The sequence below is a fragment of the Vibrio sp. A1-1 genome (assembly GCF_021728175.1).
GTDB lineage: Bacteria > Pseudomonadota > Gammaproteobacteria > Enterobacterales > Vibrionaceae > Vibrio > Vibrio diabolicus.
Window position 1 is genome coordinate 109,815 of the sequence record NZ_JAKKCL010000002.1, and the last position, 15,396, is coordinate 125,210.

The following is a 15,396-nucleotide window of genomic DNA, read 5'->3' on the forward strand; positions in this document are numbered from 1 at the left end:
GCCTGTTCTATCAACGTTCGAGAATCATAAGGGCAAATATGTACCAAGGTGTGACCTTGACGAACTCGACATAGAAAAGCGTGTGAAAGCGAAGTGTGTTTATGGGAAATAAACACAATGCAGTAAAAATGATGGAATTGATTCCACCATTTATTCACCACAGCCGAATGCTTTGCAATAAGAGTATGCATGGCTCAGATAAATGCAAAGGCATATCACTCAGATGAGTAAGCACACCGGAATTGTCTAGGCACTAATTTTGGTAGGAAAATTAATTTTGAGCCAATTCCTACCAAAAAACTAGTTCCAATTGGGAACTAAAGAATTTCCCATGCCGATAATTAATTCCAAATAGAATCAATTTCTTCCTGCGTGAGGTAGCGATAATCACCAGGTTCTAGTGCCTCATCGAGTTCAATCGAACCAATACGCTCACGATGTAAGTACTCAACTTTATTTCCTAACGCCGCAAACATGCGTTTCACTTGGTGATACTTACCTTCCACAATAGTTAATAATACTTCATTCTCTGCCTCGTTCACGATCTCCAAACGAGCAGGCAATGTTGCTTCTGATTCATTGCGCAAAATGATGCCTTGTTCGAGCTTTTCCGCGTAATCTGGCTGAATCGCATCGACGAGCCAAACACGGTACGTTTTCTCACACTTATGCTTAGGTGAGGTAATACGGTGAGACCACTTACCATCATCCGTAATCAACACCAAGCCAGTTGTGTCGACATCTAATCGGCCCGCAAAGTGAAGGTTTTCAATTTTAGGCTCATCAAGCAATGCGAATGCAGTTTGGTTGTAGCCATCTTCATGTGAACAAACAAAGTCAGCAGGCTTATACAACATAATGTAACGAGGACCAGGAGCACCAATAACGCGGTCTTCCCACATTACTTCTGCACCTTCAGGTACTTTAAATGCACCACTTTTTTGAACCTCACCGTCAACGGTGATGTCACCACTTTTGATGATCTTTGTTGCCTGTTTGCGCGTTGCACCCAGAGCGTCACACAAATATTTATCTAAACGCATGAATACCTCATTGAATTATACCCAAGTAACCTCCAAATCTCGGTTTAAAGGTCACTTGGGTATAAAAGTCAGGTATTATAGCGTTCCTCGTTCGAATAGTTGAGCAATTTCACATATTTTCATGTACACACTTCGCCCTTATCAAGCCGACTCGGTTAAAGCAGTCATTCACTACTTTCGTAAACACTCGACACCAGCAGTGATCGTACTGCCTACTGGTGCCGGAAAAAGCTTGGTGATCGCAGAGCTTGCTCGCCTTGCGAAAGGGAGAGTGTTAGTCCTCGCTCACGTTAAAGAGCTGGTCGAGCAAAACCACGCGAAGTATGAAGGTTATGGTTTAAAAGGTTCCATCTTCTCAGCAGGATTGGGGCGAAAAGAAACTGACCAGCAAGTCGTGTTTGCTTCGGTTCAATCGGTCGTACGTAACTTAGATTCGTTCAAAAACCAGTTTTCTCTGCTCGTTATTGATGAGTGCCATCGTGTGCCGGATGACAAAAACAGCAGCTACCAAAAAGTTATTACTCACTTACGAGAACTGAACCCAGGCATTAAGGTGCTGGGACTAACTGCAACGCCCTATCGTTTAGGAATGGGCTGGATTTATCAGTATCACACCCGAGGTCAAGTACGCACCGAAGAGCCTCGATTCTTCCGCGATTGTATTTTCGAACTGCCGATCCGTTACTTGCTCGACGAAAACTTCCTCACTCCGGCACGAATGATGGACGCGCCTGTTTTGTCTTATGACTTCTCGCAACTGAAACCCGCAAACACCGGACGCTACAAAGAAGCAGAAATGGACATGGTGATCGATAAAGCCAAACGCGCCACTCCGCAAATTGTTGAGCAAATCATGCAATATGCGAGAGAACGTCAAGGTGTCATGATCTTCGCCGCGACTGTCCGACACGCACAAGAGATCCGCAGTTTACTGCCAGAAGGCGAAACTGAAATCGTCATTGGTGATACACCTACGCCGGAACGTGACGCGATCATCCAAGCGTTCAAGAATCGTCAAATAAAATATTTGGTCAATGTTTCGGTACTGACTACCGGGTTTGATGCGCCGCATGTCGATTTAATCGCGATTTTGCGACCAACAGAGTCAGTCAGTCTATACCAGCAGATTGTAGGGCGAGGATTACGCTTATCAGACAGAAAATCAGAATGTTTAGTGCTTGATTACGCAGGCAACAGCTACGATTTATACCAACCTGAAGTCGGTGATCCCAAACCAGACTCTGACAGTGAAATTATCACGATTCCCTGCCCGGCTTGCGGATTCAATAACAACTTCTGGGGTAAGTTGGATAGTAACGGTTTCTTGGTTGAACACTTTGGCAGACGTTGCCAGGGTTACTTTGAAGATGAAGACACAGGCGAGCGTGAACACTGTGGCTACCGTTTTCGTGCCAAATACTGTGGTGAATGTGGTGCCGACAACGATATTGCTGCGCGCATTTGTCATGAGTGTGACGCAACGCTTGTTGATCCAGATAAAAAATTAAAAGAAGCCCTTAATCTGAAGGATGCATTAATCTTTGAATGCACAGAAATGGACCTGTCAGTATTCAAGTCCAGTGATGGTAAATCTCAACTCAAGGTGACATATTCTGGCGAACCATACCAAGGCGAAGGCAATGCGTTAGTTCATGAGTTTTGGTCATTGAGTACCAAAAAACAAAAACAAACGTTTAAAGACCAATTTGTGCGCCCTCACTTGGCAGACAAGCATCGCCCTTTTGAAGAGGCTTCACCGACACGTGTTGTTGCCAATCAACATCGTTTCCGTTTGCCTCAGTTTGTTATTGCAAGGAAATCCGGTCGCTTTTGGAAATTGCGAGACAAAATTTTTGAAGACGAGTTGAAATAACCTCTGCAACATTTAGTAAAACTGAACTCGATGATTCACTCTCTGTTCATCTATATCCGATATACTGCGGCTAACGTTCTAGAAAAGGTTTGACTATGTATAAAGCAACGACTTCTCAACATTCTGCGTTACTTTTCGGCCTTATCACGACATTGATGTGTGCACCAAGTTTCGCCAAGCATGACGACTACTATGCATCACAAAATGGTCACGCCATCGTGCAAGATGTCGAAAAGCCTGGAACACGTATTGAATTCGATGAAGATCAAGATGAGGTCTATCGCGCGGTTCAACAAGGATATATACGACCATTTTCGGACCTTTACGCCGCAGTAGAAAACGACCTATACGGCCGCATCATCAAGGTCGAACTTGAAGAAGATGATGATGCTTGGGTGTATGAATTGAAAATCCTGTACAACAATAGCGTCTTGAAAGTTGAGTATGACGCCGCCACGCTGGAAATGCTTGAGATCAAAGGTCGCAGCTTTAACAAAGCGTTAAAGCCACAAAACAACTAAACTGGTCTAATGCGTAATCCCGACACAATGCGTAGCTTACTTCGATAACACTCCAAACATAATAAGAATCACCAATATGAAAATACTTGTCGTTGAAGATGACCCTCGTTTAGGCGAGCAAATCATCGAAACATTAGAAAGTACCGGCTGGGTACCAGAATTATCTCAAGATGGCATAGACGCTCTGTATCGCGCGACATCGGAAGAATGGGACGCTATTGTTCTTGATCTAGGACTGCCGAAATTGGATGGCCTTACCGTGCTAAAAGGCATTCGAGATGAAAACATCAATACCCCTGTCGTTATCCTGAGTGCTCGCGATACCCTAACGCAGCGAGTTGAAGGTCTAAACGCAGGTGCAGACGATTACCTAACTAAGCCGTTTGAAATGGTTGAGCTTATCGCTCGTATTCGCGCGCAACTGCGAAGAGCATCAGGTAACGCCTCTCCTGTGATGCAAATTGGCGACTTGAGCTTGGATACGCGCACTTCTAAAGTAATGTGGCAAGGGCAAGCAGTAAGCTTAACGGCGCTGGAGTATAAAGTGGTCGCTTACTTTATGCATAACCCAGAAAAAGTAATTTCTCGCACCGAACTCGTCGAGCACATTTACAAACAAGACTTTGATCGTGACTCCAACACAATCGAAGTTTTTATCGGCCGAATTCGCAAAAAAATCGCGCCAAAGATCATCAAAACTGTCCGAGGGTTGGGATACCAATTAAATGCCGAATAAGAACAGGCTACCGTTGAACGCAATAAAACGACTGAGTATCAAAAGTCGCCTCGTTTTAGCGGCGATCGTTTGGTTGACGGCAATGATCCTCGCAGCTGGTGTGACGATACCGACCCAAGTGTACAACTATATGGTTGACGACACTCGCTCACAGCTGAGCATTTTTATGGATGAAATCGCCGCTCAGTTAGAAGTCGATGAGACTGGGCACCTCTCACTCGCTGCTCTGCTCTCAGATCCTCGATTTAACCGACCTTACAGTGGTTTATATTGGAGTGCCTCTACCGAGACGAGTCTCGAGCGTTCTCGTTCTTTGTGGGACAAAAAAATCGAATACAAAGGTCTGGATAACGATGCTTACGGCGCGAGAGGCGAAAGGCTGATTACCATAGAAAAAGCTCTGTACTTACCAGATTACGATGGGCCTATCCATATCATTATTGGTATTGACGAAGAGCCTATCAAAAGCACCCTGCAAACGCTAATCGGGCAACTCTGGCTTATTTTAGGCTTATTATTCGCAGGGGTTCTTGCCGTCATTTTGCTGCAAATTGCATGGTCATTGAGTCCACTTACAAAGTTACAAAAAGAGTTGGCCGAGCTGAAGTCTGGTAACAAAAAGAGTCTAGAAGAAACCTATCCGAAAGAGATTTCTCCTCTTATCTTCGACCTCAACGCTCTGCTTTTCCATTATCAGGAATTGTTAGAACGAGCTAGGAATCATGCAGGCAATCTTTCACACGCGCTAAAAACCCCACTTTCTGTCCTAAAAAATGAAGTGCAGACGTTAGAACCTGATACGCAATCCCGCCTGCGTACTCCGATCAATCAAATACAAGATCATATCGATTACCATCTGGGCCGTGCCCGCATGGCGGGGTCTATGAATATTTTATCAGTGAAATCGAACCCAGCAGAGCGTGTGGATGCTATCTCAATGGCGTTTGATAAAGTGTATGCGAGCCGAGATATCTCCTTAATTAATGAACTTGATTCAGAGCTGAATGTAGCGGTAGAGCAGACCGATCTCGACGAAATGCTGGGTAACTTGCTTGAAAATGCCTATAAGTGGGCCAACAACATGATTCGTGTGCACTCCTCTCAGGATAAAGACAATATACACATCATCATTGAAGATGACGGACCAGGTATCCCTAAAGAGAAACTGAGTCACGTAATCAAGAGAGGCGTTAGATTGGATGAAGCGACCCCTGGGTCAGGTCTTGGTCTAAATATAGTCAGTGAAATGGCACACAGTTACCGAGGTCAATTAACACTGGAAGCGAGCGCTTTAGGTGGCTTAAAAGCATCTTTAGTCTTACACCTCAGCCGAACATAAAGCATATAACGCATAAACTTTGTTCTTCGGACCATGATTAGTAAACCGATGAAAATGAAGCCGATGTGAACAAAATCCAAGCAAAGCGTTAAAAGGGATAGCCTTACACCCAGATAAATCATACCTTTTTGTTGATTTGGGTACGATTTGGGTTGCCCATTTATAAGTGGAATGATAGTATCCGCGCTCGCTTGAACAGTTCCTGTTTCAAGCTTTACCACGAACAACAAGGTCGCATTGTTGATTGTGAACATTTGATTTTTACTAATTTGAGAGTAAATACTATGAAATTCGAAGCAGTAGTACGTACTGAACTAGGTAAAGGTGCGAGCCGCCGCCTACGTCACGCTGGCAAATTCCCTGCAGTTGTATACGGCGGTGAAGAAGCAGCAGTAGCTATCGTTCTTAACCACGACGACATCGTAAACCAAATGGACAAGCCTGAATTCTACGAAGGCCTAGTTCTAGTTATCGATGGCAAAGAAGTTAAAGTTAAGCCACAAGACGTTCAACGTCACGCGTTCAAGCCAAAAGTTGAACACATGGACTTCATCCGTATCTAATTCCCTACCAAGGAATTAATCGGATTAAATCCAAACCTTTTGCATTAAAGATAATCGGACTTACCAACCGAGACATCTAAAAAATTTCAAAACCCCGGAGTCTTACCACCTCCGGGGTTTTACTATATGTGGCATATAACAATTGATTTACGAACGGGCAATGTACTTCACTAAAGTGAGATCCGTCAGCGTCATACGGTCAATGATTTCCGCCTCTTCCTCTCCAGTACGTACAAAACCACACTTCTTGTAGAAGTTAAGCCCCTGTTTATTGGTATCCAGTGCTTTCAGGCTTATCTGCATAACGGATGTAGAGAATAGACGCGTTTCCAGTTCATCTAACAATGCACTCCCTGCCCCTTGCCCATAATGCAAAGGAGAGACATAGCAACATGTTACCCACGCCGTTTTATCTTCACAGGTGTGGTTAGGTAGTTCGTAACTTAAAAAGCCGACGATTTCCCCTTGTCTCTCAACGACGATCAATTGGGCCAGTTGCTCAGTCATGACTCGCGTCCACATCCTTTCTCGGCGCTCAATCGTAAACTGATCGATGTAGCTCTGTGGCATTAACCCTTTGTATGCTACCTGCCACGAATCAACATGTATCTTGGCGATTTGAGTTGCTTCCTCTCTGACTGCGTTCCTTACTGTGTATCTCATTACTATCCTTTCTTAAAATTCGCCACTTACAAATTCTTTCAACCTTACTCTTTGAATCGAAGCTCAAAGCGAGCAGCCACAGATGCAACGCTTTACATTACTCCATTTCATTTTCATTAATTCAATGATACTGCACATCGTAATATTCGAGAAAACGCCACGTTATTTACGTTTCACTTTCGCTCATTAGATTGAATCTATTTGTTTTAACATCCGGGTATCGAAAGCGGGATAAACACGGTAAGGTATCGAATAAGAATAAATAAACGATATCTAAGGCATAAGATTCCTAAACGGTCGCAATTATAGTAAAGAGAGAAATACCATTTCTGGTTGTATTAAACAGAGTAAGCCAAGATAAAACGAGTTTAGGTTTTACAGTGATCATTTTATATACAAAACATTTCCCTCATCATCAGAGCGAAAATTTATAACGATTTGTGTCATAGCTGCTAAGAAAAACATGAACTTGGCAAAATAATCACCAAAATCAGCGCTATACTTCGCAAAAATGCGCATTGATTCACACAAACCACATTCATTCAATTGGCCACTTCACAAAATAACCTCCTCCCTCTAATTTCAATATACTAAAAACTATTTCTGTTTAATTGGAGACGTAGTTTGCAGGCTTATTAATTCATGTCTCCGATAGAAGTATAAATAAGAGATAGATCACTAAAGTTTCACATTAATTCCGTATATTTCACGCCGTAACAATAACAAAATCACAAAGAAAGGATCCCTTATGAAGTTTTCCAAATCTCTTTTGGTAATGGCAGTGGGCGCTGCGCTAGCAGGATGCGGCTCAGACAGCGATAATTCTCCAGTAACCTGCGAGACTGCAGATTCTTGTACTAAGTTCACCGTTCTCCACACTAACGATAACCACGGTCGCTTTTGGCATAACAGCGACGGCGAATATGGCATGGCTGCGCGTCACACTTTAATCGAATCTATTCGCGCAGAAGTCGAAGCAAAAGGCGGTGAAACCATTCTGCTGTCTGGCGGTGATATTAATACCGGCGTACCAGAATCAGACATGCAAGATGCGGTTCCAGACTTCGTAGGGATGAACCTACTTGGTTACGATGCAATGGCTGTCGGTAACCACGAGTTTGATAACTCACTAGATATTCTCGATATGCAAGCTGAGCTAGCTGACTTCCCTATGCTGGCTGCGAATATCTATAAGAAAGATACCAATGAGCGTTACTTCGACCCTTACAAAGTATTTACTATCAACGGCCTTAAGATCGCTGTTATTGGTCTAACCACCCAGGACACAGCGAAGCTAGTTAATCCAGACAACGTATCAAACATCCACTTCGAAGACCCTCAAGTTGAAATCAAAAAAGTACTTAAGGAAATCGAAGAAAACGAAAAAGTAGACCTAGTATTTGCAACGACGCACATGGGTCACTACCAAGATGGTAATAATGGTAGTGAAGCACCAGGGGACGTGAAGCTCGCTCGCTCTCTTGAAGAGGGACAACTAGACGCTATCATCGGTGGTCACTCACAAAACCCAGTGTGTATGGAGCCAGGTACCAATGAGTATGCTGATTTCAAACCTGGTGATGATTGCGCGCCAGACCAACAAAAAGGCACTTGGATTATTCAAGCGCATGAGTGGGGTAAATATGTGGGTCGTGCGGACTTCGAATATTACGACGGCAAGCTTCACTTAGCGAACTACGCACTGATTCCTGTAAACCTTTTGGACGACAACGATGAAGTGATCGGTGAACGCATTCAACAAGATGCGACGGTAAAAGCGTTACTACTGCCATACCAACAGCAAGGTCAAGAGTTATTAGATGAGAAGATTTCTAATACGACGGGTAAGTTAGAAGGTGATCGTAACGTAGTTCGCTCTCAACAAACTAACCTAGGTCATCTACTGGGCGAAGCATACCGTACTTACAAAACGGTAGGTGCTGACTTTGGTGTGATGAACTCTGGCGGTGTGCGTGATTCAATCCAAGATGGTGATATCACTTACCGTGATGTACTAACCGTTCAGCCATTTGGTAACTTCGTGACTAAAGCAACTATGACAGGTAAAGAAGTTAAAGAATACCTAGATGTGGTTGCGACGAAATCTGCAGGCTCTGGTGCTTACGCTCAACTAGATAACATCACTTTAGATGTAAATTGTGATGCTGGCTCAGTAACCATTACCGACATTAACAATAAAGGCTTCGATCTAGACGCAACGTACACATTCTCTGTAATCAGCTTCAGTGCTGCTGGTGGCGATAACTATCCAATCATCGATGTTCAATCTACCCAGCTAACCGATGCATACGTTTTACGTGAGTTCTTCGTAAATAACCCACAGATCTCTGCGGATAGCTACAACAAGAACTTAGAAAACATCAAGTACTTCAGTAACGGTCAAGCTGTGAAAGGTTGCCCGGCAACTAATAGCTAAAAACACCTTACACTCTGACGTGAAGAGCTTTTAGAAGTTGTTCCGTCAGAGCCTCCCTAAAAACCGAAGCGTGACGCTTCGGTTTTTTTATTTTCGTTAAAGTGCTGAAAATTATCGCCCTTCATAAAGTGTTCAAAAATTATTCATTTGTGTTGTTGACGCCCATGTGCTGGGCTTCTATGTTTGATAAGGTCTTTCGAAAATACAGATTCATCAACTAACTTTTCGCTATGAAGTTTCGTAGCTTAGTGGATGATTCTAGGAAAGATGTTAATGGCGTTACAAACACTGCTCTCAAACAATTTGTCTTTTTGACCTAAAACGAAGGTGATTCGCCGCCAAGCGTTCACCAATGAGCAGCGATCTGGACGTCAATATGTTCAAACTGCTGCCATCGAGTTCAGGAGGTCAAAAATGAAACGAGCCAGCAATAGCTACAGACTTCAAATGATCAAAGAAGTGGTTACCCGTAGAGAGCGCGAAGCTTGCACGGATCCTATGGCGAGATACATTCATCAGCTGATGGATGAACGCCCGACAAGTAAATTAGATGTTGAATTCAATCATCGATTTTCAGGAAGCCACTTTGACGAACATGCTGGGGGATGGGTCAGTGACCGTTGGTCAATGAAGTAGCGCTAATTTAACGAGTTTGCCTTACACGCACCGCATAGTAAGAGCTAATACAGTCCCGGCTCATCATTGATTATTGCCGAGCCGGGATAATTCGAAATTTAAAAGAGATTTTGCTGTGGTGATAATTCTTCTTGAGACTCTTCTGCCTTTCCCTTCCCTGCCAGTACCTTTCTTCTATAGCGCTGACGGCATAGCTTAATTACATGCAACTGTTGAGCAGGCGTATAAGTGAGCCAGTTAAATCGCTCTTCTCTTTTACGCATACATCCTTTGCAATACCCTTTTTCGTCCACACTACAAATACCAACGCAAGGGTTTGGGACGGTAAAAAACTCTAGTTGCTCCATGCTCTAACCGTTTTTTGCTCGCTGTGCTGTAATGATATTATAACGACTTCAATATACGCTCCCAACAGTGCTATACATCTTGCACCTTGAAGCCGTGTGAGTATATAAACTGGACTCTGTCACAGTAATACGAAACTATTACCTTATGCTGACAAAAACAGTGTTTTATTACCTATACTTACCACGTTTTCTAAAAACGGAGTCTATAAAATGAAGCTTAGCCTAAAAACGTTAGTTACAGCAATCTCTCTTCCTGTTCTTATGACTGCATGTGCTAGCAACGGTGACAATGTGAAAGAAATTACGGCTCAAGATTTACAGCACCATAATTGGGAGCTGGTTCAGATTGATGGTAAAAACATCGAATTAAAAGAACGTCAGCAAGCGCCTCGCTTAGAAATCGGAGAAAATCTGACTGCAAATGGTAACGCGGGGTGTAACAACTTCTTTGGTCAAGCTGAACTAAAAAACAATCAACTACGCATCGAAAAAATGGGAATGACCATGAAGATGTGTATGGATGACCAAATGAAAATTGAGCAAGCGATGTCTGAAACTCTTACTGAATGGAGTGATATAACGCTAACCAAAGAAGGGCTAATGCTTAAAAATGACGATCACGAACTAACGTTTCAGTTGCGTGATTGGGTAAACTAAGTCCCATTTCATATTCTAAGAGCAGCCATAAGATGGCTGCTTTTTTTATGCCTCCTAATCAATATCAAAGCAGGCTGGATGTCTGTTTCGCACGCTTCGATTAGCAAAATCGTTTAAAACGACAAACTCTTTCCCTCTTTACGCCCTCAACGCCACGTCTACGACGCGGGTTCAGTCTTCCAAATCAACATATCGAAGTTGCTTGAGGACAATAATTTTCAATTACTTGAAAGAATATCGTCAAACAAGCGGTCCGCTCTTGTATACCTAAAACGACACCAGAATTGTCCTTTCTTCGTTTTGCTTCACATTGAGAATAATTCTTTGAATCAATGAGTGATTCCGTTTGGGATTGCCATTGATAATAGAGAGAGATGGATTACTATCCTTGTAACAAAGCGGAGCGACTTGTTTAGACGTCAATAACGCCGGAAACGAGAATAAAAAGACATAACACGGAATAGATATGAAAAAGCTACTCAGTACCGTTGGCATTTTAGCCACCACTTTCGCGACATCTTCTTTTGCCAACTCATCGGTTGCTAGTGAATGGCAAAAAATCGAACAACAAGCCGACGGACAATCCGTCTACTTTCATGCTTGGGGCGGAAGCCAAGAAATTAATCGCTACATCCAGTGGGCGAGTAGAGAGCTAAAATCGCGTTATAACGTGACGCTAAACCACGTTAAAGTCACCGATATTTCTGAGACCACCACTCGACTTATCGCAGAAAAAGCCGCAGGTAAAAACAGCGGTGGCAGTGTTGATATGGTTTGGATCAATGGCGAAAACTTCAAATCAATGAAGGATAACCAATTGCTGTTTGGTCCTTTTGTTGAAGGTTTGCCAAGCTGGCAATACGTCGATAAATCATTGCCAATTGATGTGGATTTCTCAGAGCCGACTGAAGGTCTGGAAGCACCTTGGGGTGTGGGGCAATTAGTGTTTATCCATGATGAGCAAACCCTGCATAACCCTCCTCGATCATTTGCTGAAATGCTGAGTTACGCAAAAGCGTTTCCAAATCGCCTAACTTACCCTCGCCTACCAGAGTTTCATGGCACAAGCTTTATTAAAGCATTACTCATTGAACTGTCTAACAACGCCCCTGCTCTGCAAAAACCAGTTACCGATGACACGTTTGAACAAGTTACTCAACCGCTGTGGGCTTACCTAAATGAGTTCCATAAAGTCGCTTGGCGCGGTGGTAAACAGTTTCCAGGCGGTACAGCAGAAACCCTTCAACTACTGGATGATGGTCAGATTGATCTTGCGATTACCTTTAACCCGAATGCGGTTTTCTCTGCGCAATCGAGCGGTAACCTTGCAGAAACCACCAAAGCGTATGCGATGGACGCAGGTGCACTCTCAAACATTCACTTCTTAGCGATTCCTTGGAACGCAAATGCCAGTGCTGGTGCGCAAGTTGCGATAAACTTTTTATTGAGCCCTGAAGCACAATCTCGCAAAGGTAACCTTAACATCTGGGGCGATCCTTCAGTGCTAAGCAGCCAATACCTAACAGGTTCGGCTAAACATACTCAACAATTCAAATCTATCGCTGAGCCGCATCCAAGCTGGCAATCTGCCTTAGAAAAAGAATGGTTGAAACGCTACGGAAATTAGTAAGAGCCCATGTTAAGAGCGCTATATTTAGTCATTATCGCAGTTTGTATTTTGCCTACCATTCCGGGACTACTCGGAGTGGTGGTCTCTGCGCTCGGTTATGTGCCTCCTATCGGCTTGCACCACTTTTCTTTAGATGGCTTTAACGCTGTTTTTGATTGGGAGGGTGTTTGGACATCCATCGGGCTTACTTTCTACTCTGCCATTTTCAGTAGCTACTTGGCTTGCTTGATCACATTTGCGATTTTGCAAGCATCGTGGGGCAGCAAGTTTTGGCGAAAAATTGAAGTAAGCCTCTCGCCACTTCTTGCCATGCCGCACGTCGCGTTCGCGATTGGCTTTGCGTTCTTGTTTGCCCCAACTGGTATGGGCGTTCGTGTTCTCAACCAACTGTTTGGTTACGATCCCAATGCGCAAACGGTGAATGACTTAGCATTGCTGATTAAAGACCCGCATGCATTCGGTTTGGTCATCATGCTTGCGATTAAAGAAGTGCCGTTTTTATTGTTGATGAGTATTCCTATTCTTCAGCAATTGAAAGTCGATAAGATTGAAAAAGTCAGTCATTCGATGGGCTACAGTTCGGCACAAGCGTGGTGGAAGTGCGTGTTCCCACAATGGATAGCAAAACTGCGCTTTCCAATGCTGGCGGTATTGGCTTACAGCTTGTCGGTTGTCGATGTTGCATTGATTATTGGCCCTACCAACCCACCAACGTTTGCGGTTTTGGTATGGCAGTGGTTTAACGACCCAGATTTATCACTTCTACCAAGAGCTGCCGCAGGCGCGGTAGTGTTGTTTGCGATCGCTAGCCTTTTGATTGGATTTGCACGCTTGATGGAATGGTGTATTACCAAAGGCTTCAAACGCTGGCAGTACTCTGGTCGAAACGGGTTTCGTTTACCCGGTAAGACCCTGTTTTCACTGATTGCGCTACTCGCACTTCTAATGATTCCACTCATGGTGGTGTGGAGCTTTGCTCAACGCTGGCGCTTTCCAGATTTACTACCGAGCCGCTACAGCCTGCGATTTTGGGAATATGAGTGGCACAGCATTCTTGGCACACTGGAGCAGAGCATGCTGATTGCCGTTATCAGCGCGACCGTCGCTCTAGCCCTTGCCTTGATCGCACACGAGTATCGCCTTCGTTATCGCTGGCAGGTGCCCGGTTACATCATCGCCATCCCAATGCTGATTCCTCAGCTATCCGTGCTATTCGGTATGCAAGTAGTAACGCTGTACTTAAACAGTAACGCGTATTTCTTTTGGGTATGCTGGGCGCATGTGTTCTTCGCATTCCCATTTATTTACCTCTCGCTAGACGGTCCGTGGCGCAGCTTCGACAATGGGTTAACTCGAGTCGCACTCAGCTTGGGTAAATCACCGATGCAAGCTTGGTTAAAAGTGAAACTGCCAATTTTACTACCTGCGATTGCATTCGCATGGGCGGTCGGTATTAGCGTAAGTCTGGCGCAATACCTACCGACACTGGTGCTAGGGGCTGGGCGCATTAGCACCATCACAACCGAAGCCGTTGCGCTATCCAGTGGTTTTGACCGACGTGTCACCGCGATTTACGCCATTTGGCAAGCTCTGCTGCCATTCTTGTTCTTCTCTTTTGCGATACTACTAAGCCGCTTACACGTGAAGTATCGCCGCTTGTCTATAAAAGGTTTACTACTGAATGAGTCTTTGTCTCGAAAACCTCGCCATCCGTAAAGCCAATGGCGACACGCTTTTTTCAGCGTTCAACATGACCGTAGAGAAAGGTGAAATTGTTACTCTGATGGGACCAAGCGGCTGTGGTAAATCCACTTTGTTGGATGCCATTGCTGGACATCTCTCCGCCGAGTTCAACTACTCTGGATCCATTACGCTTGATAACGAAAAGTTGGATGCCCTCCCTGCCCATAAGCGTCAGGTCGGCATTCTGTTCCAAGACGATTTGCTCTTCCCTCACTTAACGGTGTGGGAGAATCTTGCATTCGCGCTACCAAACTCAATCAAAGGTGATGAGCGTAAAGCACACGCCATGCAAGCACTGAAGAACATTGCATTGACCAAACTTGCCGAATCCTTCCCAGATCAAATCTCCGGAGGACAACGCGCCCGTATCTCATTGACTCGTATGCTGCTGGCAAAGCCGAAAGTTGCGCTACTTGATGAACCCTATAGCAAGTTGGATAAAGACCTGCGTGTACAATTTCGCAATTGGGTGGTCGAGCAATTACAGCAAGCGAACATCCCTACCTTGATGGTAACGCACGATGAGGATGATATTCCTGATGGCAGCCGCTGCCTAAACTGGCCGTGGGAGACAAACCATGCTTGATAGCCTGAGTATAAAGCTCATCCGCAAACCGCTGGCCATCAGTGCGACATACCTCGATAAATGTGGCATCACCGCAAATCAGACGACAGTATTTGGTTTTGTGCTTGGCTGTTTTGCCCTACCGGCTTTGATCGCCGAACAGTACTTGTTGGCGTCGCTGTTTATTTTGCTGAACAGAATCTGTGATGGATTAGACGGCGCACTGGCGAGGATTCAAGGCATTACCGATGCCGGAGGCTTTCTCGATATCAGCTTGGATTTTCTGTTCTATTCCTTGATTCCTTTTGGTTTTGTGTTGGCAAACCCAGAACAAAATGCCATTGCAGGGGCATTTTTGATTTTTTCCTTCGTCGGTACTGGGAGTAGCTTTTTGGCTTTTGCCATCATGGCAGGAAAACAAGGCATCGATAATCCGGTATATAAACACAAATCTCTCTACTACATGAGCGGCTTAACCGAAGGCACTGAAACCATTGGTTGTTTGGTGCTATTTTGTTTGCTACCACAACACTTTGCCGTCATAGCCTATGTCTTTGGTGCAGCGTGTTGGTTTACCACCTTCACACGTATTTACTCTGGGTTTCATACGCTTAACGACCATTAACACCGCTTGGAAATTCAC

Annotated in this window: 15 protein-coding genes; 12 read left to right on the forward strand and 3 right to left on the reverse strand. The window is 44.3% G+C overall.

Going from position 1 to position 15,396, the window contains the following annotated elements; all coding sequences use genetic code 11:
* Positions 1–341 precede the first annotated feature (341 nt).
* Entirely contained in the window at positions 342–1,043 is a 702-nt protein-coding gene (gene rsuA / locus L3V30_RS04550; protein WP_033905117.1) for a 16S rRNA pseudouridine(516) synthase RsuA, read from the reverse strand.
* Between the two features lie 121 nt (positions 1,044–1,164).
* Between rsuA and L3V30_RS04555 the strand changes: the two genes are divergently transcribed.
* From L3V30_RS04555 to rplY, 5 genes are all read left to right on the forward strand, one after another.
* Positions 1,165–2,916 carry a DEAD/DEAH box helicase gene (locus L3V30_RS04555; RefSeq protein ID WP_237308428.1) on the forward strand — a complete coding sequence of 584 codons (1,752 nt, stop codon included), beginning with the start codon at positions 1,165–1,167 and terminating at the stop codon, positions 2,914–2,916.
* 95 nt (positions 2,917–3,011) lie between these two features.
* On the forward strand, positions 3,012–3,437 hold the full coding sequence (locus L3V30_RS04560; RefSeq protein WP_012841930.1) for a PepSY domain-containing protein: 426 nt from the start codon (positions 3,012–3,014) through the stop codon (positions 3,435–3,437).
* A 76-nt stretch (positions 3,438–3,513) separates the two neighbouring features.
* On the forward strand, positions 3,514–4,173 hold the full coding sequence (locus L3V30_RS04565) for a response regulator transcription factor (protein ID WP_005378073.1): 660 nt from the start codon (positions 3,514–3,516) through the stop codon (positions 4,171–4,173).
* Positions 4,163–5,512, forward strand: coding sequence for an ATP-binding protein (locus L3V30_RS04570; protein WP_237308430.1), 1,350 nt, complete (start codon positions 4,163–4,165; stop codon positions 5,510–5,512). Before L3V30_RS04565 ends, L3V30_RS04570 begins: the two co-directional genes overlap by 11 nt.
* A gap of 284 nt (positions 5,513–5,796) precedes the next feature.
* Positions 5,797–6,075, forward strand: a complete 279-nt coding sequence (gene rplY / locus L3V30_RS04575) for a 50S ribosomal protein L25 (protein ID WP_005393245.1) — start codon at positions 5,797–5,799, stop codon at positions 6,073–6,075.
* 147 nt (positions 6,076–6,222) lie between these two features.
* Here rplY and L3V30_RS04580 read toward each other — a convergent pair whose 3' ends face one another.
* The gene (locus tag L3V30_RS04580; RefSeq protein WP_225461564.1) at positions 6,223–6,738 is read right to left on the reverse strand and encodes a GNAT family N-acetyltransferase; all 516 of its coding nucleotides are present in this window, start codon (positions 6,736–6,738) and stop codon (positions 6,223–6,225) included.
* Positions 6,739–7,486: 748 nt separating this feature from the next.
* Between L3V30_RS04580 and ushA the strand changes: the two genes are divergently transcribed.
* Positions 7,487–9,175 (forward strand): bifunctional UDP-sugar hydrolase/5'-nucleotidase UshA, encoded by a 1,689-nt coding sequence (gene ushA, locus L3V30_RS04585; protein ID WP_237308432.1) that lies wholly within the window; start codon positions 7,487–7,489, stop codon positions 9,173–9,175.
* Between the two features lie 414 nt (positions 9,176–9,589).
* Positions 9,590–9,811, forward strand: a complete 222-nt coding sequence (locus L3V30_RS04590; protein WP_005393249.1) for a hypothetical protein — start codon at positions 9,590–9,592, stop codon at positions 9,809–9,811.
* A 98-nt stretch (positions 9,812–9,909) separates the two neighbouring features.
* Here the strand turns inward: L3V30_RS04590 and L3V30_RS04595 are convergent, their stop codons facing one another.
* Positions 9,910–10,158: a DUF1289 domain-containing protein gene (locus L3V30_RS04595; RefSeq protein WP_048626242.1), complete on the reverse strand. Its 249-nt coding sequence runs from the start codon at positions 10,156–10,158 to the stop codon at positions 9,910–9,912.
* Between the two features lie 210 nt (positions 10,159–10,368).
* Here L3V30_RS04595 and L3V30_RS04600 point away from each other — a divergent pair, with 210 nt between their 5' ends.
* The 5 genes from L3V30_RS04600 to L3V30_RS04620 all read left to right on the forward strand — a co-directional run bounded on the left by L3V30_RS04600 (position 10,369) and on the right by L3V30_RS04620 (position 15,378).
* On the forward strand, positions 10,369–10,815 hold the full coding sequence (locus L3V30_RS04600) for an META domain-containing protein (protein WP_005393252.1): 447 nt from the start codon (positions 10,369–10,371) through the stop codon (positions 10,813–10,815).
* A gap of 466 nt (positions 10,816–11,281) precedes the next feature.
* Complete coding sequence (locus tag L3V30_RS04605) at positions 11,282–12,442, forward strand: ABC transporter substrate-binding protein (RefSeq protein ID WP_237308434.1); 1,161 nt, start codon at positions 11,282–11,284, stop codon at positions 12,440–12,442.
* A gap of 9 nt (positions 12,443–12,451) precedes the next feature.
* Positions 12,452–14,161, forward strand: a complete 1,710-nt coding sequence (locus tag L3V30_RS04610) for an ABC transporter permease (protein WP_237308436.1) — start codon at positions 12,452–12,454, stop codon at positions 14,159–14,161.
* Positions 14,127–14,774: an ATP-binding cassette domain-containing protein gene (locus tag L3V30_RS04615; protein WP_237308438.1), complete on the forward strand. Its 648-nt coding sequence runs from the start codon at positions 14,127–14,129 to the stop codon at positions 14,772–14,774. The genes L3V30_RS04610 and L3V30_RS04615 overlap by 35 nt, the downstream gene beginning before the upstream one ends.
* Complete coding sequence (locus L3V30_RS04620) at positions 14,767–15,378, forward strand: CDP-alcohol phosphatidyltransferase family protein (protein WP_237308439.1); 612 nt, start codon at positions 14,767–14,769, stop codon at positions 15,376–15,378. Before L3V30_RS04615 ends, L3V30_RS04620 begins: the two co-directional genes overlap by 8 nt.
* Positions 15,379–15,396: the final 18 nt, after the last annotated feature.

Coding starts and splice junctions, on each gene's coding strand:
- rsuA (WP_033905117.1), bottom strand. CDS start 1,043: ATGCGTTTAGATAAATATTTGTGTGACGCTCTGGGTGCAACGCGCAAA.
- L3V30_RS04555 (WP_237308428.1), top strand. CDS start 1,165: ATGTACACACTTCGCCCTTATCAAGCCGACTCGGTTAAAGCAGTCATT.
- L3V30_RS04560 (WP_012841930.1), top strand. CDS start 3,012: ATGTATAAAGCAACGACTTCTCAACATTCTGCGTTACTTTTCGGCCTT.
- L3V30_RS04565 (WP_005378073.1), top strand. CDS start 3,514: ATGAAAATACTTGTCGTTGAAGATGACCCTCGTTTAGGCGAGCAAATC.
- L3V30_RS04570 (WP_237308430.1), top strand. CDS start 4,163: ATGCCGAATAAGAACAGGCTACCGTTGAACGCAATAAAACGACTGAGT.
- rplY (WP_005393245.1), top strand. CDS start 5,797: ATGAAATTCGAAGCAGTAGTACGTACTGAACTAGGTAAAGGTGCGAGC.
- L3V30_RS04580 (WP_225461564.1), bottom strand. CDS start 6,738: ATGAGATACACAGTAAGGAACGCAGTCAGAGAGGAAGCAACTCAAATC.
- ushA (WP_237308432.1), top strand. CDS start 7,487: ATGAAGTTTTCCAAATCTCTTTTGGTAATGGCAGTGGGCGCTGCGCTA.
- L3V30_RS04590 (WP_005393249.1), top strand. CDS start 9,590: ATGAAACGAGCCAGCAATAGCTACAGACTTCAAATGATCAAAGAAGTG.
- L3V30_RS04595 (WP_048626242.1), bottom strand. CDS start 10,158: ATGGAGCAACTAGAGTTTTTTACCGTCCCAAACCCTTGCGTTGGTATT.
- L3V30_RS04600 (WP_005393252.1), top strand. CDS start 10,369: ATGAAGCTTAGCCTAAAAACGTTAGTTACAGCAATCTCTCTTCCTGTT.
- L3V30_RS04605 (WP_237308434.1), top strand. CDS start 11,282: ATGAAAAAGCTACTCAGTACCGTTGGCATTTTAGCCACCACTTTCGCG.
- L3V30_RS04610 (WP_237308436.1), top strand. CDS start 12,452: ATGTTAAGAGCGCTATATTTAGTCATTATCGCAGTTTGTATTTTGCCT.
- L3V30_RS04615 (WP_237308438.1), top strand. CDS start 14,127: ATGAGTCTTTGTCTCGAAAACCTCGCCATCCGTAAAGCCAATGGCGAC.
- L3V30_RS04620 (WP_237308439.1), top strand. CDS start 14,767: ATGCTTGATAGCCTGAGTATAAAGCTCATCCGCAAACCGCTGGCCATC.